21 protein-coding genes are annotated in these 24,160 nt (G+C 29.2%); 6 read left to right on the forward strand and 15 right to left on the reverse strand.

The genetic code is table 11. From position 1 onward, the window contains the following. Positions 1–8: 8 nt before the first annotated feature. The 5 genes from XO08_RS00500 to XO08_RS00520 all read right to left on the reverse strand — a co-directional run bounded on the left by XO08_RS00500 (position 9) and on the right by XO08_RS00520 (position 6,109). Complete coding sequence (locus XO08_RS00500; RefSeq protein ID WP_077286952.1) at positions 9–794, reverse strand: hypothetical protein; 786 nt, start codon at positions 792–794, stop codon at positions 9–11. Positions 795–967: 173 nt separating this feature from the next. Further along, complete coding sequence (gene argF / locus XO08_RS00505) at positions 968–1,906, reverse strand: ornithine carbamoyltransferase (RefSeq protein ID WP_075665130.1); 939 nt, start codon at positions 1,904–1,906, stop codon at positions 968–970. 50 nt (positions 1,907–1,956) lie between these two features. Next, the gene (locus XO08_RS00510; protein WP_075665131.1) at positions 1,957–3,291 is read right to left on the reverse strand and encodes a cyclic 2,3-diphosphoglycerate synthase; all 1,335 of its coding nucleotides are present in this window, start codon (positions 3,289–3,291) and stop codon (positions 1,957–1,959) included. A 165-nt stretch (positions 3,292–3,456) separates the two neighbouring features. Next, positions 3,457–5,049: a methyl-accepting chemotaxis protein gene (locus tag XO08_RS00515; RefSeq protein WP_075665132.1), complete on the reverse strand. Its 1,593-nt coding sequence runs from the start codon at positions 5,047–5,049 to the stop codon at positions 3,457–3,459. 112 nt (positions 5,050–5,161) lie between these two features. Then, positions 5,162–6,109, reverse strand: a complete 948-nt coding sequence (locus tag XO08_RS00520) for a radical SAM protein (RefSeq protein WP_075665133.1) — start codon at positions 6,107–6,109, stop codon at positions 5,162–5,164. A gap of 129 nt (positions 6,110–6,238) precedes the next feature. On the opposite strand from XO08_RS00520, the gene XO08_RS00525 reads away from it, so the two are divergent. The 4 genes from XO08_RS00525 to XO08_RS00540 all read left to right on the forward strand — a co-directional run bounded on the left by XO08_RS00525 (position 6,239) and on the right by XO08_RS00540 (position 10,574). Continuing rightward, complete coding sequence (locus XO08_RS00525) at positions 6,239–6,526, forward strand: hypothetical protein (RefSeq protein WP_143609904.1); 288 nt, start codon at positions 6,239–6,241, stop codon at positions 6,524–6,526. After that, positions 6,523–8,085, forward strand: a complete 1,563-nt coding sequence (locus XO08_RS00530) for a LytS/YhcK type 5TM receptor domain-containing protein (RefSeq protein ID WP_075665135.1) — start codon at positions 6,523–6,525, stop codon at positions 8,083–8,085. Before XO08_RS00525 ends, XO08_RS00530 begins: the two co-directional genes overlap by 4 nt. A 4-nt stretch (positions 8,086–8,089) precedes the next feature. Further along, a complete protein-coding gene (locus tag XO08_RS00535; RefSeq protein WP_075665136.1) occupies positions 8,090–8,770 on the forward strand; it encodes a LytTR family DNA-binding domain-containing protein in 681 nt (226 codons plus the stop codon). Between the two features lie 106 nt (positions 8,771–8,876). Next, positions 8,877–10,574 carry a carbon starvation protein A gene (locus XO08_RS00540; protein ID WP_075665137.1) on the forward strand — a complete coding sequence of 566 codons (1,698 nt, stop codon included), beginning with the start codon at positions 8,877–8,879 and terminating at the stop codon, positions 10,572–10,574. A gap of 146 nt (positions 10,575–10,720) precedes the next feature. On the opposite strand, the gene XO08_RS00545 is transcribed toward XO08_RS00540, so the two are convergent. From XO08_RS00545 to XO08_RS00555, 3 genes are all read right to left on the reverse strand, one after another. After that, a complete protein-coding gene (locus XO08_RS00545) occupies positions 10,721–11,866 on the reverse strand; it encodes a glycosyltransferase family 2 protein (RefSeq protein ID WP_075665138.1) in 1,146 nt (381 codons plus the stop codon). 13 nt (positions 11,867–11,879) lie between these two features. Next, positions 11,880–12,869, reverse strand: coding sequence for a lysylphosphatidylglycerol synthase transmembrane domain-containing protein (locus tag XO08_RS00550; protein WP_077286956.1), 990 nt, complete (start codon positions 12,867–12,869; stop codon positions 11,880–11,882). 191 nt (positions 12,870–13,060) lie between these two features. Then, positions 13,061–13,387, reverse strand: coding sequence for a zinc ribbon domain-containing protein (locus XO08_RS00555; protein ID WP_075665140.1), 327 nt, complete (start codon positions 13,385–13,387; stop codon positions 13,061–13,063). 237 nt (positions 13,388–13,624) lie between these two features. Between XO08_RS00555 and XO08_RS00560 the strand changes: the two genes are divergently transcribed. Together XO08_RS00560 and XO08_RS00565 are read left to right on the forward strand one after the other, a co-directional pair. After that, the gene (locus XO08_RS00560; protein WP_077286959.1) at positions 13,625–15,793 is read left to right on the forward strand and encodes an AAA family ATPase; all 2,169 of its coding nucleotides are present in this window, start codon (positions 13,625–13,627) and stop codon (positions 15,791–15,793) included. Positions 15,794–15,912: 119 nt separating this feature from the next. Further along, positions 15,913–17,190, forward strand: a complete 1,278-nt coding sequence (locus tag XO08_RS00565) for an SLC13 family permease (protein WP_075665142.1) — start codon at positions 15,913–15,915, stop codon at positions 17,188–17,190. Positions 17,191–17,324: 134 nt separating this feature from the next. On the opposite strand, the gene cas6 is transcribed toward XO08_RS00565, so the two are convergent. From cas6 to cas10, 7 genes are read right to left on the reverse strand one after another with little or no spacing between them, the layout of a single operon-like run. After that, entirely contained in the window at positions 17,325–18,053 is a 729-nt protein-coding gene (gene cas6, locus XO08_RS00570) for a CRISPR-associated endoribonuclease Cas6 (RefSeq protein ID WP_075665143.1), read from the reverse strand. Then, positions 18,031–18,648 carry a hypothetical protein gene (locus tag XO08_RS00575; RefSeq protein ID WP_075665144.1) on the reverse strand — a complete coding sequence of 206 codons (618 nt, stop codon included), beginning with the start codon at positions 18,646–18,648 and terminating at the stop codon, positions 18,031–18,033. Before XO08_RS00575 ends, cas6 begins: the two co-directional genes overlap by 23 nt. Further along, positions 18,618–19,706 (reverse strand): type III-A CRISPR-associated RAMP protein Csm5, encoded by a 1,089-nt coding sequence (gene csm5 / locus XO08_RS00580; RefSeq protein WP_077286962.1) that lies wholly within the window; start codon positions 19,704–19,706, stop codon positions 18,618–18,620. The genes XO08_RS00575 and csm5 overlap by 31 nt, the downstream gene beginning before the upstream one ends. A gap of 1 nt (position 19,707) precedes the next feature. Beyond that, complete coding sequence (gene csm4, locus XO08_RS00585) at positions 19,708–20,646, reverse strand: type III-A CRISPR-associated RAMP protein Csm4 (protein WP_075665146.1); 939 nt, start codon at positions 20,644–20,646, stop codon at positions 19,708–19,710. 16 nt (positions 20,647–20,662) lie between these two features. Further along, a complete protein-coding gene (csm3, locus tag XO08_RS00590) occupies positions 20,663–21,454 on the reverse strand; it encodes a type III-A CRISPR-associated RAMP protein Csm3 (protein WP_077286965.1) in 792 nt (263 codons plus the stop codon). 18 nt (positions 21,455–21,472) lie between these two features. Further along, on the reverse strand, positions 21,473–21,886 hold the full coding sequence (gene csm2, locus XO08_RS00595) for a type III-A CRISPR-associated protein Csm2 (protein WP_077286968.1): 414 nt from the start codon (positions 21,884–21,886) through the stop codon (positions 21,473–21,475). Between the two features lies 1 nt (position 21,887). Then, positions 21,888–24,152 carry a type III-A CRISPR-associated protein Cas10/Csm1 gene (cas10, locus tag XO08_RS00600; protein WP_075665148.1) on the reverse strand — a complete coding sequence of 755 codons (2,265 nt, stop codon included), beginning with the start codon at positions 24,150–24,152 and terminating at the stop codon, positions 21,888–21,890. Positions 24,153–24,160: the final 8 nt, after the last annotated feature.

A 24,160-nucleotide genomic window follows, 5' to 3' on the forward strand; every position in this document is an offset into this window, starting at 1 on the left:
AGATGGGGTTAAATTTTGTTAAATACACCTGTAAATAATTTTGAAAGTACATTTGCAAGGTACATATAGTTTTCATTTTCAAATGCAAATTCATTTTCAAAGTTGTATAAAGATATAAACCCGAATAATTCATTATTTTTATAAAAAGGAATGGATAACATCGATAATATTCTAGTTAAATGTGCGTACTTCATTAAAAATTCTACTTTTTTCATCCTTTCATTATCTACATTCAGATAATATTCCTCGGCAACATCATCTAATTTAACGATCATTGGTCTTTTTAATCTTTCAGAGTATACTTCATCTAAAGTAAAAAAAACATCTTTCATTATCTCATAATCAAAACCTGATGCACCTCTTATGCATAAAATATCACCATCTCTCGTGGAAAATAAAGCACCATCTATCTCCGGAAAATTTTCAACAAAAAGTTCAGTTAAATTACTATAGTTTTCTTTTCTATTAAATCCTTTTTCCAACCATTCACAAATAAATTTATCAAGTATCTTTCCTAAAATATTAAACATCTTTGCTTTTAAATCCTTACTAACTAAATCATTAATCTTTTTAAAACTAATTATATATTTATAGCTATCTTTTTCCACATCTACTTCAAAAATTTCATCTTCAAATTCAAAAAAGAATTTATCCATTCCATCCAACAAATTAAATCTATTTTGTTTAAGAAACAAACTAAATATTTCCTTCACTCTTTCCTCAGAAAAAATAGTTGAAACTATTTCAAAATCATCTGATTCATAGACTAATAAAATATCCGTTAGCTTTTTCAAAATTCCTTTAAAGATAATCCACACCTCCTTATTTCAAAAATATTATAGCATAATTATCCAAATTAAAAACTCCTCAAGCTCATACGCTTGAGGAGAAAAATACGCTTTATTTAACTGTTTGTTTTTTAAAAGTTTCACCACTAAATTTTAAAAACAACAAGAGGACTTTTTATTCATATTGTAGCAAGCATAACAGCCTTTATCGTATGTTTTCTATTTTCAGCTTCATCCCAAACTTTACTTTGAAGTCCTTCAATAACCTCAAAAGTTACTTCTTCTCCTTTTACAGCTGGCAAACAATGCATAAATATTGTTTCAGGTTTTCCAGTTTTTTTCATAATTTCTTTATTAACCTGATATGGCATAAGTAACTTTCTTCTTTCTTCTGCTTTTGACTCTTCACCCATTGATGCCCAAACGTCTGTGTATATTACATCAGCACCTATCACTGCTTCATCTACATTATCTGTAAATTCTATTTTTGCACCTGTTTCCTTTGCAATTTCCAAACATCTTTTAGTTAATTCTTCATTTGGTCTTAATTCTTTTGGAGAACAAATCACATAATGTAAACCCATTTTTGCCGAACCTATCATCAAAGAATTAGCCATATTATTTCTTCCATCACCCATAAATACCAACTTTACGCCTCTCAACTTTCCAAAATTCTCCTCTATTGTCATCAAATCGGCAAGAACTTGAGTTGGATGATACAAATCAGTTAATGCATTATATACAGGGACACCAGAATACTTTGCCAATATTTCAACTGTTTCTTGTTTAAATCCTCTAAACATTATTGCATCAACCATTCTCCCAAGAACTCTTGCAGTATCTTCAATAGATTCTTTAGCACCTAATTGAATATCCTGAGTAGATAAAAATAATGGATGTCCTCCTTCCTCACCAAAAGCAGTTTCAAAAGCAACTCTTGTTCTTGTAGATCTTTTTTCAAAAATCATTGCAAGTGTTTTTCCTCGAAACCTTTGATGGATAATTTGCGATCTACTATCCGCTTTACATGTTTTTGCTATTTCAATCAAATATTTGATTTCATCTGTAGAAAAATCAAGCAACGTTAACAGGGATTTACCTTTTAAATTAACTCCCATTTGTACATCCCTCCCACTAAAAGATAGCGGGGGAATCTCCCCGCTTTTTATTATAACAAACCTTTTTTCTCGAGAAATTCTTTCAAAATATCTTCAAGTGTTGGTTTTCCAATTTCTTGTAATTCATAAGTAACTCTTACAGCAGGTTTATTTAATTTCGTTACTCTTCTAAGATCAATAGGTGTACCTATAATTACGAGATCAGCATCTGCTCTATTTATTGTTTCTTCTAATTCCTTCATCTGTTTTTCACCATATCCCATTGCGGGAAGAATCATATCAAGGTGAGAATATTTCTTGTATGTATCAACTATAGAACCAACTGCATATGGTCTTGGATCAATTATTTCTGCTGCTCCAAACTTTTTCGCTGCTACGTATCCTGCACCATACCTCATTTCACCGTGTGTTAGGGTTGGTCCATCTTCTACTACAAGCACCCTTTTACCTTTAATTGCTTCTGGATTCTCAACAAAGATTGGAGATGCTGCATCAACAACAATCGCATTTGGATTCCACTTTTCAATATTTTCTCTTACTTTTTGAATACCTTCAATATCTGCTGTTTCTTCTTTATTAATCACTACAACATCCGCCATCAACAAATTAGACATACCTGGGTAGTATAAAACCTCGTGACCTGGTCTGTGAGGATCAACAACCGTAATCAACAAATCCGTTTTGTAGAATGAAAAGTCATTATTTCCTCCATCCCAAAGTATAATATCTGGATCTTCTGCTTCAGCTGCTTTTAAAATAGCTTCATAATCCACCCCTGCGTAAATTACACTCTTTCTATCAATATGTGGTTCGTATTCTTCTCTTTCTTCAATTGTACATTTGTGCTTGTCCAAGTCAGAGTAATCAGCAAATCTTTGCACCTTTTGAGCAACAAGGTCACCATATGGCATTGGATGCCTAATAGAAATAACTTTTTTACCAAATCCTCTTAAAATATCAAGGACACGCCTTGTTGTTTGACTCTTTCCACATCCTGTTCTAATTGCGCAAACTGAAATAACAGGCTTTGTTGACTCAACCATTGTATTTCTTGGCCCCATTAATTTAAAATCAGCTCCTGCCGAAAGAACGGTTTCTGCTTTTTCCATAACGTATTGATGTGGAAGGTCACTGTAAGCCAAGATCACCTCATCCACGTCATATTTCTTAATTAATTCTACCAACTTTTCTTCCGGCTCAATTGGAATACCATTCGGATAAAGTTCACCGGCAAGTTCTGCAGGATATACCCTTCCTTCGATATCTGGAATTTGCGTAGCAGTAAATGCCACTACCTCATAGTCTGGGTTATTTCTAAAATAAGTGTTAAAATTATGAAAATCACGACCCGCTGCTCCCATTATTATAACTTTTTTCTTTCCCATGAAAACACCTCCTTAAATTACGTTCTACCACTTAAAAGTATATCTAAAAACTTCTTATTTATCAACTAAATTCTTGTATAATTATAAAAACTTATCACATTAAATCTTTTTTTTGCTTTAGTATGCGTAAATATGCATAAAAATGAGGGGATATATCCCCTCATTTTATATTTTATACTTTAAAACTATATTCTTCAGTGTGTTAGTACCATCTCTAATATCCTCTACCTCATCTACTATTTCCTGAACATTAGCATTCACTTCTTGAAGTGATGCATTAATATCACCGATATTGTAATTTATCTCTTCAACACTCTTTGAATTATCAACCATTGCCGTTGAAATCTCATCTACGGCCGCAGTTTGTTCTTCAACAGATGCAGCTATATTCTGTAGCATTTCGTTTATCTTCTGTATTGCTTCTATTATCTCATCGAGTTTTTTATCAGCTACATCAGTTAATTTTGTTCCTTCATCTACCTGGATAGTTATTTCTTGTGAAACACTTTGTGCTTCTTTTGCAATGCCTGAAATCTCATCAACAACGACTTTTATTTTTTCTGATGCAACTTTACTTTCTTCGGCAAGCTTTCTAATTTCATCAGCTACTACGGCAAATCCTTTTCCTGCTTCGCCAGCACGTGCAGCTTCTATCGCCGCATTGAGTGCTAGTAAATTTGTCTGTTCTGCAATGGCATTAATTGTTTCAATAAATTGTGTTATATCCTCTGCTCCTTTATTAAAACTTTCAACCACTCTTTCTACATCTTTTGTAGAATCTGCTATCTTTTTAGTTGTTTGAATAACGGACTTTAATATATCTGCTGCATCTTTTGCAAGATCTGTACTTTGTTCTGCAAACATTGCGGAATCTTGCGCACTATCTGCTATATGCTTGGTAGCAGCACTAATTTCCTCTGCACCAGCTGTCGTTTCCTGTATTGATGCGGAAATCGTTTGAATTCTTGCAGAAATGTTATCCATACGTTTTACAATATTATCAGATTGACTTGCCAGTGATACAGTAGAATCAGAAATTTTATCAATGTTTTCCACTATATCAATTGTTTTTCTTTGGATTTTCTTTAAATTATCCCTAAGATAATCAACAAACTTTTTAAATGATTTTAAAAGAACTCCCATTTCATCTTTCGTTTTAGCTTCATTAATATCAACTGTTAAGTCATTCTGCGTAAGTGAGTTAGTCACTGTAACTAACAATGTAATATTTTTGAAAATTTTAGAAGAAACTATTAAAACAAAGAACACAGAAATTACCGTAATAATTATTGGTAAAAAGACAAGTAAAACATTTATCATAGAATCTGTATAATTTATTGCCTCGTTTAAGTTATCTTTCTTTTTTTCAAGATTAAAAAGTATATCTTTTTTTACATTTTCGGTAAATTTCACCACATCAGAAATAAGGTATTTATTGCCATCTTTTATACCTTTCAATTTCTTTGAAAGTACGTCAATATTTTTCTTCAACATTGGTATATCATTAGAAACTTTTTGTAATTCAACAAAAAGTTTGTTTAATTCCTCGAAATTTTTTGCACCATATTGGTACGCTTTAACACTTGCTTGAAAATCAGAGAGTTTTTCAAGTGCGTAAGTAGCTTTTTCATATTCTTGAACTTTTTGTAAAACATCTTTGTTACTACTACTGACCATACTTGCAGTAAACATTCCAATCACAAATAATACTAGAAGAGGTAAAAAGACTAATAATAATATCTTTGTTTTAAGATTCATATACCCCACCTCCTCTTTAAATAATTTCATTTTATTAATTTCCTTTTACGATTATATCACTTCTTGTTGTTTTTTAAATCGCAAATGGATAATATGATTCATTATCTAATCACTAGAACGTATTCTCATTTTTATTTTTTAATTTTTTTAGATACCTTTCATTATCATATTCCACAAACTTCACTTCTTTTTGTAATTTTTTTAACACTTCATCTATTGTTTCTTTAAAATATTCTGCTATTTCTTTTGCTTGATCATATCTTAATGGATGTTTTTCCGTTATATCTAAAATTGCTTCACATGCATTAGTATACTTATTAACATCAAACTTACCTTCTTCCCTAAAATTAATGGGTATAGCATTTGGGAGTTTTTCCTGAGCATACATCAAACTTCTTTTATCTGGTATAGTCACCCACTTTTCTGTCGGCGGTCTAATGGGAACATTTATATAAACCCTTTCAGGTATAGGAAAAATAGAATTTATTATTTTCGAAATTTTATCAATATCTTCTCTGGAATCATTAATATCTTTCATCAACATGACTTCAACCCAGATTTTTCCATTAAAATTTCTTGCAAAAAGTTTTAAGCCATCTATTATTTCTTCGTATCTAATTTTCATGACTGGTCTATTGATTAACCTAAACTTTCTTTCATCAGGAGCATCTATACTAGGAAGAACCAAATCGGCATATAGCAAATCATTACGTACTTCATTTAAATACAACAACGACCCGTTTGTAATAACTGCAACCTTAAAATTTGTTTTTTCTTTTATCCATCTGATTATCCTTCCAATTCCCGAATGCAAAGTTGGTTCACCATCACCTACAAAAGTTATATAATCTATATTTAAAGTAGTATTTTTGATAGCATATTCCAATTCATTTATTATTTTTTCTGTAGGATAATATTCCTTTCTTTCGTTTGTAAAATAATTTGTTTTTCCCAATTGACAATAAACACACGAGTAATTGCACGTTTTCAAAGGAACTAAATTAACTCCTAATGAGTTTCCCAATCTCCTTGATGGAACAGGTCCAAACACATTAGCCACTTTTTCGCCTCCTTTTCTATTGAATACTATAACTCTATTCACAAAAGTTTTGTAAAAATTTTTTCAACAACTTTGAAAGTTTAACTATGATATAATTTTAACGATACAATTCATGAAAGTTGGTGATAGATGATGTATGACTGTGCTATATTGTATGGTACCCATTTTACATCCTCTGATGTAAAAAGCATCATTAAATACAAAGAACTAGGCTTTGCAAAAAAATTTATCGTTTTTGTTTCCAAAAAACCAATAGGATATCCCAATGAATTTTCAAAAAAAGTGGATTACCTTGAAATAATAGTAACACCAAAATTTGTAAACGATGCAAAGAGAATCTTCAAAACCACAAAAAACTCTTATATTGCACCTTTGGATGAATTTGGTTTTAGAGGGATGGAGCGTGATCCCTGTTGAGCATTACAAACGCTCTAATTAACTTACTTTCCAGGTTATCACTTCTTATTGTCATAATGTACATGATACTTACATTATACAATACTAGAAGCTTATTTATAAAACTCATAAAATCGCATAATGCAATACTTTTAGGAATTCTTGGTGCTATTTTTGGAATAATTGGAACTTATTTAGGAATATGGTACAAAGGGGCAATAATAAACTACAGGGATGTTGGTGTGATATTTACTTCTTTAATTGGTGGATTTCCATCTGCTTTTATTGCTGGAGGTATAGCTTCTGCACATCGACTTTTTCTAGGTGGAATCTCAGCAATCCCTTGCGCTATTGGAACATTTCTTTCTGGAATTATTGCCGCATCTATCCACTATTTAACACACGGTAATCCTTCTATAATTACAATTTTTTTTACAGCGTCTTTTGCAGAAACAGTTCATCTTGCAATTGCTCGTTATATGATATTTCCAGAAAGTTTAGCAATAGATATAACTCACAAAATCTTTATTCCCATGGTTGTTGTAAATACATTTGGTGTTACACTACTTGCTACTATGTTTAAAAATTTCGAATGGCAAATGCAACTTGTGTCAAAAATCACTACAAACTGGTTTATATCCATTTTTGAAGAGCTAATTGGAACTATCAATACAAAAAATAGCGAACAAAATATCTCAAAAATATGCCAAATAATAGCACAAAATTCACCTGTAGACGGCGTATTTGTAACCTCGCAAAATTCCATTATCTCGAAATATCCAGAAGATCTAAATCTTGAAATAGATTACAAAAAATCCATAAAAAGCAAAAAGATTTTGAAATTCTTTAAAAATGGAACATGGTATATAGTTTTCCCTATTACAATTGGAGATGATACAGCTGGAACATTAATCTTTTCCTCCAAGGACAAGATGAAAGAAGTTCATATATTCTTTGGAAAAAAAATAGTTCACATACTATCACTTGTTTTTTCAATTCAAAAAGCCGTAATTGAAGCAAAACTTGCAAAAGAAGCACAACTTCGTGAATTCACTTCTAAACTTAGCCCACATTTCCTCTTTAACACACTAAGTACAGTAAGATATTTTTCAAATGTAGAGCCAAAAAAGTCCGTAGAATGTATAGACAAACTTTCTGAATTACTACGTTATATTTATGAGAGGAAAGATAAATTAACAACTTTAGAATCCGAAATAAATGCAATAGAAAATTATCTTGGAATAATGAAAATGAGATATCCTGAAATTTTAGAATACAAAATAAACTGCCCCAAAATAGATGTAAAAATTCCTCCTTTTATTTTTCAACCTGTAATTGAAAATGCAATTAAGTATGGAAGGAAAAATAATAAAATAAAAATTGAAATATCATGCCATATCAACGAAGATCGACTAAGGATTGAAATTCGCGATCACGGGCCAGGTATAGATAAAATTACAATGGGAACAGGTCTCAAACTTGTTAGCGAACGTTTAAAGCTGATCTACAACAACCAGGCTTCTCTTTTATTTGAGAATTCCAATGGACTAAAAGTAATATTTGATCTACCTGCGAGGTGAAAATATGATAAAAGTATCAATAGTTGAAGATGAATTTGCATCACGTGAACACCTAAAGAAACTTATACTGTCAATTAATGAATTCGAACTTATAGGAGAATACCAATCAATTGACGAAATTAAAAACTTAAACAACTTGGATATTTTATTCTTAGATATAAACTTAAATGGAAAAAATGGATTGGAATTTGCGCGTTTTTTAAAAGATATAAAAGTTGTTTTTGTTACTGCATATCCAGAATATGGTGCAGAGGCATTTGAAATTAACGCAATTGATTATCTTGTAAAGCCTGTTACTGAAACACGCTTTAAACAGTGTGTTGATAAGATTCTAGAGTTATTTAGACCACATTTTGAAAAACTTCCCGTTATAGATCAAGACGGCATCTTACTTTTAGATATAGAAAAAATTCTATATATTGAATCTTTCGGCAAAACAGCAACTGCAATAACTTTAGAAAAAGAATATAAAATTCACAAACTAAACATTGGAACCTTGGAAAAAAAGCTCCCAGATAGTTTTTTACGCGTTCACAAATCTTTTATCGTAAACATGAATAAATTAAAAAAAATAACCAAAGAAAGAAAAAACTTACTTTTAAAACTTGGTGACTCTTGTGAAATTACTATACCAGTTAGTAAAAAATATTCTAAACTTGTCAAGCGATATTTGCACCTCTTATAATTCATATTTAACTTTTCATTCCAAATTTTGCTCTAGTTGTTCCTTCATATTATTAATCCACGTTACAATGGATATACCAAAACTTTATAATGGAGGTGGTTAAACCATGAACTCCGTATTTCTCGTTTTAATAGCTTTCTTTGGATATATAGTTGCATACCAAACCTATGGTAAATGGATTGCAAAAAAACTCATGGGCTTAAACGACAAAAACCCTGTCCCATCAAAGGAATTTTATGATGGCGTAGATTATGTACCAACCAAAAAGCACATACTTCTTGGCCATCATTTCACAACAATTGCTGGAACAGGTCCAATTGTTGGACCGGCTATAGGAGTTATCTGGGGATGGGTTCCTGCATTTTTATGGGTTCTACTTGGTCCAATTTTTATGGGTGCAGTTCACGACTTTATGGCACTTGCTATAAGTGCTAGAAACAAAGGTAGCACTCTAGGTGAATTAACAAGAGGAGTTATCTCTAATAGAGTAGGAATAATATTTCTACTTCTTATCCAATTTTTGCTTTGGATTGTAATAGCGATTTTTGGTTTAATTATGGGAATACTATTTAACATGTATCCTGCAAGTGTCTTTCCAGTTTGGATGGAAATACCTATTGCTATTTGGCTTGGATATATGGTGTATAAAAAGAATAAAAACGATACCATATACTCGATAATAGCAGTATTTTTGATGTACGTTACTATCTTTATTGGACTTTATTTCCCAATAAAAGTTCCAGCACTTGGTGGTTCTCCAATAATAACGTGGATCATCATACTGTACATCTACGTATTCTTTGCGTCAACTTTACCAGTACATAGGTTACTTCAACCTCGTGATTACATAAACTCACATGAACTTTTAATAGCAATGGCATTACTTCTTTTAGGTGTATTTATTGGTCACCCAAAGGTAGTTGCCCCGGCATTTCATCATGTCAATGATGCTCCATCTATTTTTCCAGCTTTATTTATAACAATTGCTTGTGGTGCAATTAGTGGGTTCCACAGTCTTGCAGCTTCTGGAACAACAGTAAAACAACTTGAAAAGGAAACAGATGCGTTGCCAGTAGGTTTTGGTGGAATGTTACTTGAGGGTGCTCTTGCAACTTTAATAATTGTTGCAGTAACAGCGGGGATTGGCATGAACGGTGGAGGCACAGCAGCATTCACACAACATTACGCTTCATGGGCCACCGCTAGTGGATTAGCGGCAAAACTAAAAGCAGTTATAGATGGTTCTGCAAATTTAATGAATTCATTTGGAGTTCCTCTAGAACTTGCACGTTCAATAATGGCTGTCTTTATCGTTTCATTTGCAGGCACAACACTTGATTCTGCAACACGTATACAAAGATTTGGACTTCAAGAGCTTTTAAGAACAAAAAATGGAAAAGTAATAAAACCATTCAACAACAGATATATTGCAACATTCATCGTCATACTATTAGCCTTTGGACTATGTATGGTAAGTCCTGGTGGAAAAGGTGCATTAATACTTTGGCCAGTTTTTGGAGCACTTAACCAGCTTCTAGCAGGACTTGCACTCTTGGTTGCCACTGTATATCTTGCCAAAAAAAGAAAACCCATATGGGTTACTGCTATTCCTATGATAATAATGCTAATCGTTACATTAACTGCATCATATCAAAATCTTGGAAAATTTATTTCTCAACACAACTGGTTACTTGTTTTTGTTTCATCAATAACTTTGTTTATAGCCATATGGATGATCATCGAAGGAATCATTGCTATGTTTAAATACTCAAGGGAAATTGAAATAGAAGAAACAATAGAATAAGAAATATTCATCAATTTTGGATTTATTAGCAGGTTAAACAAAAAGAAAATTCACTTAACTAAAAAAACATGGCTCCAATATTATGCTGGAGCCATGTTTTATTTGAGCTTTTCTTAATTTTTTTGACGCTAATAACATATTATTTTTTAATTTTTCTTTACCTTATACCAATCTAGTTTTTTCTTAAACTTTTTTAATTGTAAAAAAGAAACTAGTACAATTCCCGCATCAACAAATACCATCAAAATAATTCCCGCAATCGTTTTTATTATATTTGATTTTAACTTGTAAAAAATTTTCAATTCAATCCCTAGTATTGATAAAACAGACAAAAACTCTACTAAAAAAAGTATATTAAAATGTGAAAAAAATGGTAATATTACAATTGACCATATCCCTCCTATTTCTATTCCAAAAGAAACAAGAACTCTTTTAGCCCCATTTTCCACGGCTTCTGCCATTCCTTTACCATACCATCTAAATCTTTGTTTTACGAAATCCTTCATACCTACTGTTGCATATTCTAAAAGTACTGGGCCATAAAAATATTTAAATTTAAATCTTCCTTGATCAACTGCGCTATTTATCATTGCCCCATCATCAACACCTTGATAATTCAAATGATTCTTTATATATTCGAAAACCTTTTTTCTAATAAACATTCCTCTTCCAGTGAAGGAGGAAAAAATATTAGTATACCTTAAAAAACTTAAAAGAAGTATCTCTATAGTATGCATTAAAGCTGGAAAAGAATCTTTCTCGTTATACGCTCCAAGTGTACTTTCAGTTACATCAACGTCTTTCATCCTTTTTACATAATATTCTATATAATTCTCTGGAATAATATTATCCGCATCCATAACAAAATAAATATCTGCGTCAAATTCTTCTGTTACTTTTAAAATATTTTTCAATTTTCCTTGACCTTTTTCATTTCTTTTAACATGAATTCTATCAGGGTATATTTTTTGATACTCACACATTATTTTATAGGTACTATCAGTTGATCCATCATCAACAAGAACAATTTCAATGTTTTTATAACTTTGAGAGAGAAGACTTTTTATAGATCTCCTAATTGTTTCTACTTCATCCTTTGCAGAAACAATTGCGCATAATTTTTCCTCTTGATTATTTTCTGCAACATTCTTCGACTTATTTATATTTAACAAAATTTTCAAAAGAAAAAAAACAACCACTCCTAAAAAAAGAAAGATATTTGTAAAAAATGAATACCCTAAAAAAGAAATTGCTACAATTGAAAGTACTATACCAAATATAATATAAATCATATGAATTTTTCACCTACTCTTCAACATGTTTGTTATTTATCCAAAGCATAAAAGTTCCCAACACCAGCTGTAAATAATAAGCTATAAATCTCCAACCAGTTATTGCAATAAGTGATATTTCAGAATTACCAACAATACTTGAAAGCACATATTGATAAGTTGCTTCTATCCCACCAGATGAACCCGGAGTAGGAATAAAATACGCTATTGCATTTACTGCATTAATTGATCCAAACAAAAACCAAAAATTTATTTTCAAAGATGATATACCCTTAAGAATATAAAATAAAGAAAAAAGCTGAAGCATAACTATAAAGAACCAACCTAATATATCTACAATCATTATGTAAGTGTTTTCTTTCCACATATACTCAAGACTACTCTTGAAATTTGAAACCCAATTTTCAAATCTAGTAACCCAATTTGTTTTTCTTAATATCTTTGACATTCCTCTAACTATCGGTATCATAACTTCAGGGACAACCATTGACAAAATAAGTATAAATGAAGAAATTAAACTTATAGCAATTCCTAATAAGACTAATTTTCCCTTATCCATAATCCATCCCATACTTGTGTTAAGCATTATTATTGCAATAATCGCTCCACCTAAAGAGTTTTGCAAAACCCTTGCAACCATAATCCCTGTTGCATAACTTGAATCAACGCCTTTTTTTACTAAATGATAAATCTGAAAGGGTTGGCCTCCCATGGCAAAAGGCGTAAGATAAGAAAAGAAATACCCCAATATATTGTTATACAACAACGAAAAATAACTTACCTTGTACCCTCTATGCCATAAAAGATACATCATACGAAATGCCTCTAAAAAATACGAAGAAAAAAATATTAAAAAAGCCACTAAATAAATTTTTATTGGTACAGAAAAAATTAGGGAAACTATATTAATATTCCCTTTGTGTAAGAAACTCATAATTGAAACTACAGTAAGTCCAGAAATAACCGCAAATATAATTGATAAAAATATTCTTTTATTCTTCATCTTTTTTAATTATATCAAAATTTTAATCTATATCAAGAAACAAAAAGGTATATTTCAAGAATAAAAAGGAAGATTATTAAATCTCCCATGATATAAACATAAAGAAAACATTAATCCTAACCATCACTAAAAATAATTACTTTACGCACTACATCAATCATATATATCAATGTTTTAGTATACAAAATTCTTCAAAAACCTAAATCATCTAAAATTTCACCCAAAGTTGCCCCGTCTATATTACTTAAATCTTCGCCTAAAATATCTTCAGCAGTTTCTCTCCAAAAATCCCAACAATCATCCTCTTCATAATCGTATTCATCTTCGTCATCTTCTCCAATATGATCTTCCCAGTAAAAATACCAACCACACCGATAACATATTTTCTCTGAATCATCCAGATACTCTCCACATCTTGGGCATTTTTTCTTATAAAATTTCCAACCACATTTACAACTTTTTCTATTATCTCTAACTTCCTCACCACACCTTGGACATTCTTTCCAGCCAAATATCATAACTTTCACCTCGCTCTTATTGTTTTAGATTACTATAAAACATTATCACTTAGAGAAAGTTATATCTAACTCTACTTCTATGTTTAAACTTAAAAATATCATAACATATTTTTCATATTACTTCAAGAATTCAAACTTTAGCTGTTACCTTAAAAATTAAGGCGCATATTAAATATTCATGTTTAATATTTTTGTCGTATAATATAAAATAAGTATATAATAAAATGGAGGGATTTAATGTTCTTCAACACTAACTTTGAAGATAAAAAATATGCTATAGAAACATTAGAAGATTTTATAAACAATCCATTAGATTTTCTCATTATCTCTGGAAGTGCATGTACTGGTAAAAATTTTCTTATATCTAAATATGCACAGTACTTAAATAAAAAAAGTATCAATTTTGTTCTTCTTGCACCTACCGGAAGAGCGGCAAAAATACTCTCAGAAAAATCTGGCTTTGAAGCTAAGACAATACATAGTGAAATTTACAGTTTTACCAATATGGAAGTTAAAGAAAAAAATGATGAATCGAAAATATATTTTTCTTTAAATATTAATAAAAATGATAAAACAATTTATATTGTTGATGAAAGCTCAATGATTTCCGATGTAAACAACAACGATTTTTTAGTATTTGGAAGTGGAAAATTATTAACAGATCTTATTACCCACATAAAATATGGGAAACATAACAAAATAATATTTGTAGGAGATAACTACCAACTTCCTCCTGTCAATTCTTCATTTTCACCTGCACTTGATGAATTTTATCTAAAAGAAAAATTTCATCTTGATGGTAAAAAAATTACATTAGATAAAGTAGTAAGACAAAAATCAGATAGTTTTATTCTAAAAAATGCGCTTCTAATAAAAAAACATATTCAAAATAATAAATTTTTTGATTTAAACTTATCACTTTCAAATGATTTCGTAGAAACTCCAAATTTAATTTCACAATACGATGTTAATAATACAAATAACAATATAATCATATGTTCAACAAATAAAAAAGCACTTGAATATAACAAAAAAATTAGAAAAATGAAGAATCTAAAACAAACATTCAAAATAGGAGATATATTACTAAATACGCGAAATGTTCATTTTCAAAACCAAACTATCTTAAACGGAGAATTCTTTGAGGTTTTAGATATTATCTCAAACGAAAAGCAAAGTATTTATTTACGTGGTAAAAAACCAATAGATTTAATATTTTATGATTTAAAACTCAAAAATATACTAACTAATAATGTACTAAAATTCAAAGTCCTTGCAAATAGTCTTTACACAAAAAGTACCAGTGAAAGAGATTTACAAATAGCATTAATCGTATTAACTAAAAATATGGTTGGAAATATTAAAAATAATGAATTACATAAACACCTTGAAAACAACCCTTACTTTAACGCACTATATGTGAAATATGGCTATGCTATTCCCCCCCACAAAGCACAGGGAGGAGAATGGGAAAATGTTTATGTTGATACCGAATTTTACAATTCCTTGAAATCCAAAGAATATTTTAAATGGCTATACACATCAATTACACGTGCAAAAAAGAAAGTATATATAACACCGTTACAAATCAACTCTATAGAAAATAATAATATTAAAATCTCTGATAAGTATGTTATAAAAAACAAAATAAAAATTCCAGTTGAAAATGAAAAATTAAATAAAGAATGTTCTAAAGTTATACATAACAAATTAATAAAAAACATAACTTCTTACAATTTTAAAATAATTTCCATAAAACATTTTGATTACCAAGAAGTATATTATCTACAAAAAGATAATAAATATCTTAAAATACAAGTATTTTATAACAAAAAATGTGATGTTACGAGAATAATTTTGTCAGAAGCAACTTCGGAAAAAATTGCCAAAGATTTTCTTAATATTTTCAATGCTAAAAACAAAAATTATAACAACACAATCAATAATAATCAAAATTATGATTGTATAAAAGCTTTTGTTGATGGTAGTTATGATGATAATTTAAAAAAATTTGGTTCAGGACTAGTAATTGTCAAAAAAGATAGAATTGAAAAATACTGTAAAAATTATTCCATAACAAAATTCATTGAAAGTAGAAATGTATCAGGTGAAATATTTGCAACGTTACTTGCTTTTGAATATGCAAAACAAGAAAATTTAAAATGTATTGAAATAAATTACGATTATGAAGGAATTGAAAAATGGGCTCTTGGATATTGGAAAACAAAAAAGGAAATATCTAAATTTTACAAAGAAAAGTATGATTATTACTCAAAATTTGTAAATATAAAATTCAAAAAAATTCAAGCACATTCAGGAAATAAATACAATGATTTAGCAGATAAGCTTGCCAAACAAGCTATTTACAACAATTGCAAATCCATAAAATATGAAATAAAAATTTAACTTAAAACTAACAAAAATTACAATCTATAACAAAAATAAAATTTACACAATCTGATCTTTTGGTATATAATATTCTTCGGAGTTTTTTTAAAAATCTTGATGGAAAAGAGGAATAAAAAATGCCTTTAAAACACATATTAGTTATTATCATTGTTTTAACTTCCTATTTATACATAATTTTCGGAAAGAAAAATAAACCTGCTGTTGTATTTAGTCTAGCGCTGTTAATTTCAGCTTTAAGACTGGTAAATGGACTCAATTCGGAGAATTTTAGTCACATTGTTGACGTGGATACTCTGGGTTTATTAACAGGAATGATGATGATTGTTGCCTTTCTTAATAAATCTGGATTTTTCGAGTATTTTTCTATAAAAATAATCAAATTTGGCGGAAAAAAATTCTTTTTAACCATGACTTTACTAATGATTATTGTTGCATTAACATCTGCATTCTTAGACAATGTTGTCACTATTCTTGTAATGGCCCCTATGATTTTTTTAATTTCTGATATGTTAGAACTTAATCCTATCCCATTAATTATGCTTACTATTCTAATGGATAACATAGGTGGTTCTGCCACACTAATAGGAAGTCCTCTAAATCTTGTAATAGGATCAATTAGCGGTTATTCGTTTAATGATTTTATTAAAGTAATGGGACCTGTTTCAATTTTAGCTTTTATAGGTGTTTTATTATACTTCAAAAAACACCTAAAAGTTGATGAAAAATCTCTAAAAAATATTGAAAAATTAAACCAAATGGATGAAAAAAAGGCTATCACAAACCCAAAAATGATGTGGTTTTCATTAATAGACTTTATAATAGTAATTATTTTATTCATTCTACATTCAACTTTAAATTTAGAATTATCTGTAATTGCACTCATAGGTGGTTCAATATTAATAATTAAATTTTCAAATGGATATGAAGATGTCGGAAAAGATATTGATTGGGATATGTTATTTTTCTTTGCAGGACTTTATATGACTTCCTATGCTCTAGAAGAGATAGGTTTTACTCAACAAATTGCTAATCTATTTTTACCATTTAAAAGTAATAACCTGATAATATTAGGAATATTTTACATCTTATCGATAATTACAATTCCAATATTAAATAACGTACCATCTGCTCTAATATTAGCACCTGTAATAAAAATATTAGTATCACACGGTGTTAACCCTATACTGTGGTGGACATTTGCCATAGCTTCAAACTTTGCAACAAGTTTAACACCACTTGGCGCAGTTCAAAATTTAGTTGCCGTAAATTACTTGGAAAAAAATTTAGGAAGAAAATTTGGATTTTTTGAATACATGAGATGGAAAATAGTACCTGTTTTTCTTACATTAATTATAGGAATAGTTTATATATTCTTCTTAACCTTAATTCATTGATGTAATGAGTAAAACCACTGAAATGTTTTTGTAATTAAATTCAAAAAATAATTAGCTTATTTTCCTTATCAATAATGAAAGAAGTTCTTTAAAAGAAAGAGCGATTTTTATATTTATACTACCCACTATTATCCTTATATCTTTTCAAGTAACCCAAACCCCTGTGAATTTTTTGCACCAATTCCTGCTTCATATGCTATCTTAATCAACTCTTCATCACCAAATAAATCAAAAGCTGTCATCCAACCCACAATTTTAAAACCTTTATAATAAACAACAATTCTTTTGGGATTTTTTCCAACATGCTTGATATTGATAATTCCTTTTGGTTCTTTTTTATAAATAGAATAATATTTTTTATAGATATTTTGTTCAACTATTTTCTCAAATTTTGGATCATCTGGATAATAATACAAGGTTTTTTTCTTTCCATTTTCGTCTAAATAAGTCGAATAAACTGTAACCGGAGATTTTGTAATGGTCTTTAAACTGTTTTCAGATTTAAAATAATCAACTTCAATACTTTTTGGAGATACAAAATTTCCTCCTAAATAAATATTTTCAAAGCTTAAAAACCTTTCTGCAAGATATCGACAAAACATATCATCATAAGATGAAACAATAAAATTTGCACTGTCAAAAAATGTAATCTTTCCCTTTTCTTTGTCGATACTAAACTTTCCATATATTCTTGAAAAAGTATAAAGTTTGAATTTTCTCTTTTCATAAATATATCCTTGATCATGAATAAAACTCTTAAAATCATCATTGGAAATCAAATTCAAAATAGTAGATTGTAAAATATGGTTATAATCTATTGGAAGAACTAACTTTTCAAATTCAAAGCTCACTTTTAATCTCATTATTTATCACTCCAAATTTTTTATCTTCAACCAAAAATCCCCTATATCCCCCTGTACCATAAAGTCCTAATACATTTGCCAAATTAATTAATTTTTTTGAACCAAAGAACAAAGCTTTTTTATAATTTTTTCCATTCTTAATTATTACAACCAAAGAATTATCATCAGGATTTTTACCATACAACTCTCTATATTTTTCAATCAACTTTTCTCTTATAAAATCACTATAATCTTCTACTAAATCTAAATCTAAATTGCTGTTCAATACATAAAACTCTCTATTAAAATTTAATCTATTTATATAAATTTTATGTGGTTTTAACCCGTATATTTTATTATTTAAAATATCCGCTATCCTTTTGTTAAAAAATGTCTTAATTATAAAAAACGCTCTTGATTTTATATAAAAGCCATTTTCAGATTTAAAAACTTTATCCGATAAAAAACCCGAAAAACTAAAATCGGAAAACCCTACACTGGTTAATTCTTTTTTGAGATTCTCAAAATTACCTTTTCCCAAATACAATGGAAAATCAAGTTTAAACTCGAAAATCAATTTCACTCCTATTTTTTCGTTAAAGTTACCATAATCCATCCTAATGGTTGCATCACCCCATCTTTTTTTACCACTCTTCTTGTCAATGGGAAAAACTCTGGTTTATAATTTTTTTTCCTTTTACCTAAAATACTTTTTAAAAATCTTACTTGTTTTGCTTCCAAATTCTTTACAAAAATTGTTTTTGAATAAAATCCTGTTGAAAAACCTAGTTGTAACAAAAACTGATTTTCATTCAAATTATTTAACTTATCTTCCAACATATTGTAGGATCTTTTTAAATCTTCAATACCTTGTTCAGTTACTATTTCTTTTTCTTTTTCAATATACCTTTTTACACCCAAATTTATGTTTTTCACAAAATCATTGAAAATTAAACGTGGATCTTTGTAATAATGCCTCAAAATAAAATCCATATTTCCATACTTTTCAAAATCATCAATTTTAATTGTTCCATTTAATACTTTTCCACTATCCAAATACTCAGCATAAAGATCTAATACAGTCTTATTCTTTAACAAATGATAAACTTGAATATTTGTTATTTTTAAATCATTGTACTCTAAATAATTAGAATCAGAAACCTTTAAAAGTTTAAAAGGTGACATAACAGCTTTTCCGAAAACTTTTAAATCAATATTTTTTACAAGTTTCTTAATATCTTTCTTATTATCTTTTTTAGATTCTAATAAATATTGAAATTTCTTCTCATACTCTCCTTGAAATTGAGTCCCTTTAATCAAAAAAGTTCTAATTGCACCTTTTAAGGAAGATCCAGGGATATAAGGCCTTCCAGCAGTTTTTACAAATTCACTAACTTCCGTGTTTCCCTTTATATAACCTTTAATTTCATTTTTAATATAATTCTTATAATTTATATTCAATCTTTTTAACGTATTTAGAAAGTTATTCCTATCCCCCAATATTTCTGGATAATTTATTACAAAATTCATAAAATTTTCTTCATTTCTTATTAACCTATCAAAATCAACAACAAATGCTTTATTACCATCTTTTATTATTTCAAAACTTTTTATTTTATCTCCAGAAAGTATAACTGTAGGAGTTAAAATTTCTATTTTATAATTAAACACCATATTATTTAAGAGCCTCCTTTTCAATTGGAATTAAATAGGCTCGCGCATATTTATAAACCCTATGATACTTAAAACCTTTAGGTGTAATATCTAGTATTTTTCCTACAACTTTATCTGAAAATACGCTACCTTCGCTAAATAACCGAACTATTGGTTGTCTTTTGGTATTATCATATAGCGAAAAAACATAACCAGTCTTTTCATAAATTTTGTAATAAATAACTTTTCTTACTTCTGATTGATCCTTGGGATAATAGGAGGACAGCAACAAAAACATTTTACCTTCACTTTTTAAATCTACTTCTTCCACATCAAACTCAAATGCTCCATATCCATATGTCCTTTCTCCACCAATTCCTTCATCCCCCAATAACTTTAAAGAAGCAAAAACTTCATTTTCCAAACTTTCATCAACATCTAAAAAAAACCACAAACCACTATCTTTGTCAAAAGTAACGTATGACATATAAAAGATACTTACCTCATTTGTAATTCTATCATTGACTATTCTTGGAACATCTCTAACATGGACAAACTCTTCTACATTTTTTCCATTCGTTGCAAATTTGCCAAATATAACTGGATTTTCAACATTTCCTTTCAAAAATTCTTCCGAAACAAACTCTAATTTCCTTATTTTTTTCATATCATCTAGGTAAAACTTATCCAAACCAAAGTTATACCCAAAAGGTTTAGGATAAAAGTATATATCTTTATAGTAGAAAAATGAAGACGAAATTCTAAATATATCTGGATCTTCAATAATTACATTGAGAAATTTTTCGGTTTTTTCACCACCAAATAAAATATTATACGCATTTACCAAACCAGAAAATATTGTATCAGAATGCACAAACTTGGAAACCGCATTATAAATATTATCTTTTTCTCCAACATGTAGAGGGGTCCTAAACTTTAACTTTACCCTATATTTTTTCATCTTATCAAACCCCATTTCATTCTATTTTCATACTTTCCCAATCTATCTTTTCAGTAGTATCATTCAATTTTTTTAATTCTTTTTCATCCGAAATTCCCAAGTAAAATCCTTTATCTCTAAACGAAATAGAAATATTTTCAAATTTCACCTTTCCATATCCCCTTGAACCAGAACCACCCAAATAATCATCTTCAAGTAATTTCATAGCAGTTATCAACTCTTTTAAATATTTTACTTTTTCATCGTTATACACATTAATGACAAATTCAACTTTAAACCTTGCTCCAGCAGGTACTCTTTCATTTTGTCTTGGATTAGCAGAAGAAGTTATTCTATCAATTGTATTTTCGTGTTTTACTTCTGTATAACTAGTATCTAGATTATTTCTCATTTCATCTGTAATACTTTCTTGTATTAATTTGGCATCTCTAACTATTAACCTTGTAGGCATTAAATTCTCAAACACTTTATTTTCATCATTTACAAAGGTATGTTTCCCATGATTTCTTCCGAACAAATTACACACAGGGCAGTCTTTATCATCGCACATATGAATTTTAATTTCACCTTTCTTTACCCAAACAAGTTTATTTTCATCAATTTTTTCATGATAGTATTCCATAAGTGTTCTAAGTTTTCCTTTAAGACTTGTTCCAGGAATATACGGTATACCACGTTCATCTTTTATAACTGGATTATCAATACCTCCAATCTCCATCGTATTATCTTGCCCCCCAATATGTAGTCCAGTAAGTAAAACTAATTCAGCCTTTACAATAAATTTTCCTTTAAAATTTATTCTTTCCATATTCTCCCTCCTTAAAAATTATCTTCTTTTATTTGTAGTTTCTAGATATTTATGATATGCTACTAATGCTTCCCAAAAATCCTTAAATCTTTTCAAGTAGTTTATATCCCCTTCATCCAAAGTCAAAACCATATTTTTCATTGAATTTGCAAAATTTTCCGCTTGATTAATAATACTCCTATAATTTGATAACTTCTTTATATTGTACAAAAAAACAGCTAAAAATCTTTTAACCTCATACTTAAATTTACTTTCATCCATGGAAATCTTTTTTACTTCACTAAAATATTTTCTAATTTGATTTGAATTAATACTTTTAACTTCTTCTGCCAATTTCTTAGCATATTCAAATAGCAACTTCCCATCTGGATCTTTCTCAGGATTAAGCATTTTTTCAGATAATTCTTTTGATATCAACACTTTATTTTCCATATTATCCCTCCCTAGTTTCGTATTCTACCCAATAAGTAATTGAATCAATATGTTTATACAACTTGTTATCATTTCTAAGTATTAAATCTAAAAATCCAAGTATTTCTTTTCCTATTTCTTTGTTTCTATCAGCAAGTCTCGAAAAATAATAAAACAACCTCCATATTTTTCTATTTTCACCTGAAAAATGTCTTAGAACATATAAAACTTTTCTAGTAATATTTTTGTTAATAAAGCTTTCTAACTTTTCCTTTATTAGGGTATACTCTTCAAACTCTTCCCAACCAACTACCTTGTTGAAATTAAAAAATGCATTTTTTTCATACCCATTCCTTTTGTAATCCTTTGCAATGTCCAAGTTATTTCCAGCACCCAATGCTACCCGGTAAACGGGATATTTTTTTGCGGGAGCAAATTCCATCGCCATTGAAACTGTTATATCTTTATTTTCCCCACTAAAACTTCTTAGACTTTTTTGTATTTCCCACGCCAAATTTGGTAAATCGCTCCAAGGTCCCAAAATAAAGAAATCATCTCCTCCAGAATATATAACACTAGAATTTGGAAATCTTTCCCTAACAATATCTTCTAAAAATTTCCCAAAAAATATTTCAATTTCTTGTGAAAGTGTAGCTTTTTTTGATATTGGTGGTTTATCACCTAACCCCTTCCCAAAAACCTTTCCTAAATTATCTACATCTCCTCTTAAAACACCCCATTTCTTTATCCCTTTTGAATTATTAGCTATAGTCTCTAAATCGGCTATACTTCCATCATCTTTCTTTGGAACATAATTAGCAGATTTTATAAAATATATATATCTTCCAAAATCTATTTTTTTATCTTTTACCGTCAAATAAGAATCTTTTAAATTATCTCCAAACTTTATTTCGTATCCAAACAAATTAAAAATATCGTTATAACTATTTATCTTTTCTATCTTTTTATTTGTTTTTAAAATTTTGAAAGAATTTTTCTTTGTGAGAAAATCCCCTAATTCTGCAAAAGACTCACAAAACTCACATTTTTCACCTATTAATTCTCTGTGACAATAAGGGCACAAATTTTGTGAAACATCCTTTAGGTTAAATATTTCTTCATGGTTTTTTTTCAGAATACTTTCAAATTTTCTAAACTTTTTATCTTCAACTTTTTCGGAAATATTTTTGAATAATTCACCGCTAAGTTCATTGAGTGATATTTTTTCTCCAGATAAATTTACGGTTAATTCTATGCCGTGTGCTTTAAACAAATTTTCTTCGATTTTTTTCTGATAATACGAGAGTTTATCAATTATGATTGCCGGTCCAAGAAGATAAAAGTGTCCACCACCATTGTATATTACATTACTAATTGACAATTTTTCAGAGTAAATTATATACCTTGCAATGATTTCCAAAAGATATGAAACATAAAAAGAGCGACCTCTAAGCTTTTTTACAGCATGTTCCTGTGAGACGTTATATATAAAATTTTGTATCCCAGAAACATCACCTTTTACTATACCCATTATCTTTTTGTCACTTTTAACATCTTTGAACAAGTTTATATCGCCACTTTTAAAACCATCTTCATATTGTTTGAAAATAGATATAGCAATTGCTGCAGTGGTACTTAAATGAGAAAACAGGGAAATTTCAGGTTCAGAATAAAAAAATGCAGATGGCACATTAGATGTATATTCTTTCAATAGATAATATATTTTCTCATAGAATGGATCAGTAATATCCAGTTCTTCTGTATTTTTGTGTTCTCTGACAATGTTTTTTACTTGTTCTTCAAACTCATTCCATAAATTTTTGTACGAAAGTTTTATATTTTCCTCTTCTCTATCAATTAACTCCTTAAATTCTGATAGTCTGGACACTCTTTTATATTTTTTATTCTTTTTGTTATCTTTCAAAGAAACCAAAGAAAGAATTGAAACCATATTTTTTACTCGTTTGTTTTCAGAAGAACTATAGTCCTCTCTTTCGTTTGCCGAAACATGATCAGCCAATTGAACTAACTCTGATAACAAATTTATGGGGCTATGGTGATTTAAAATTACACCTTCAATCTCATCTTTATAAGGTAAACCTGAGTTTTTATAAAAATACGCGCCCCATTCTTGGTGTCTTGGACTATAACTTTTCGAACTTTCAATAGAATATCTATAAGTTTCTGCTATTATCTTTTTTAAAGAATTAATTTCTGCTCTTTGATAAAATTTTCCAATATCATGAAAAATACTAGCCAAAAATACTTTTTCAACTGTAAGTTCCATAATTTCAC

Origin of the sequence: Thermosipho sp. 1074 (genome assembly GCF_001999655.1) — a bacterium.
Taxonomy (GTDB): Bacteria; Thermotogota; Thermotogae; order Thermotogales; family Fervidobacteriaceae; genus Thermosipho; species Thermosipho affectus.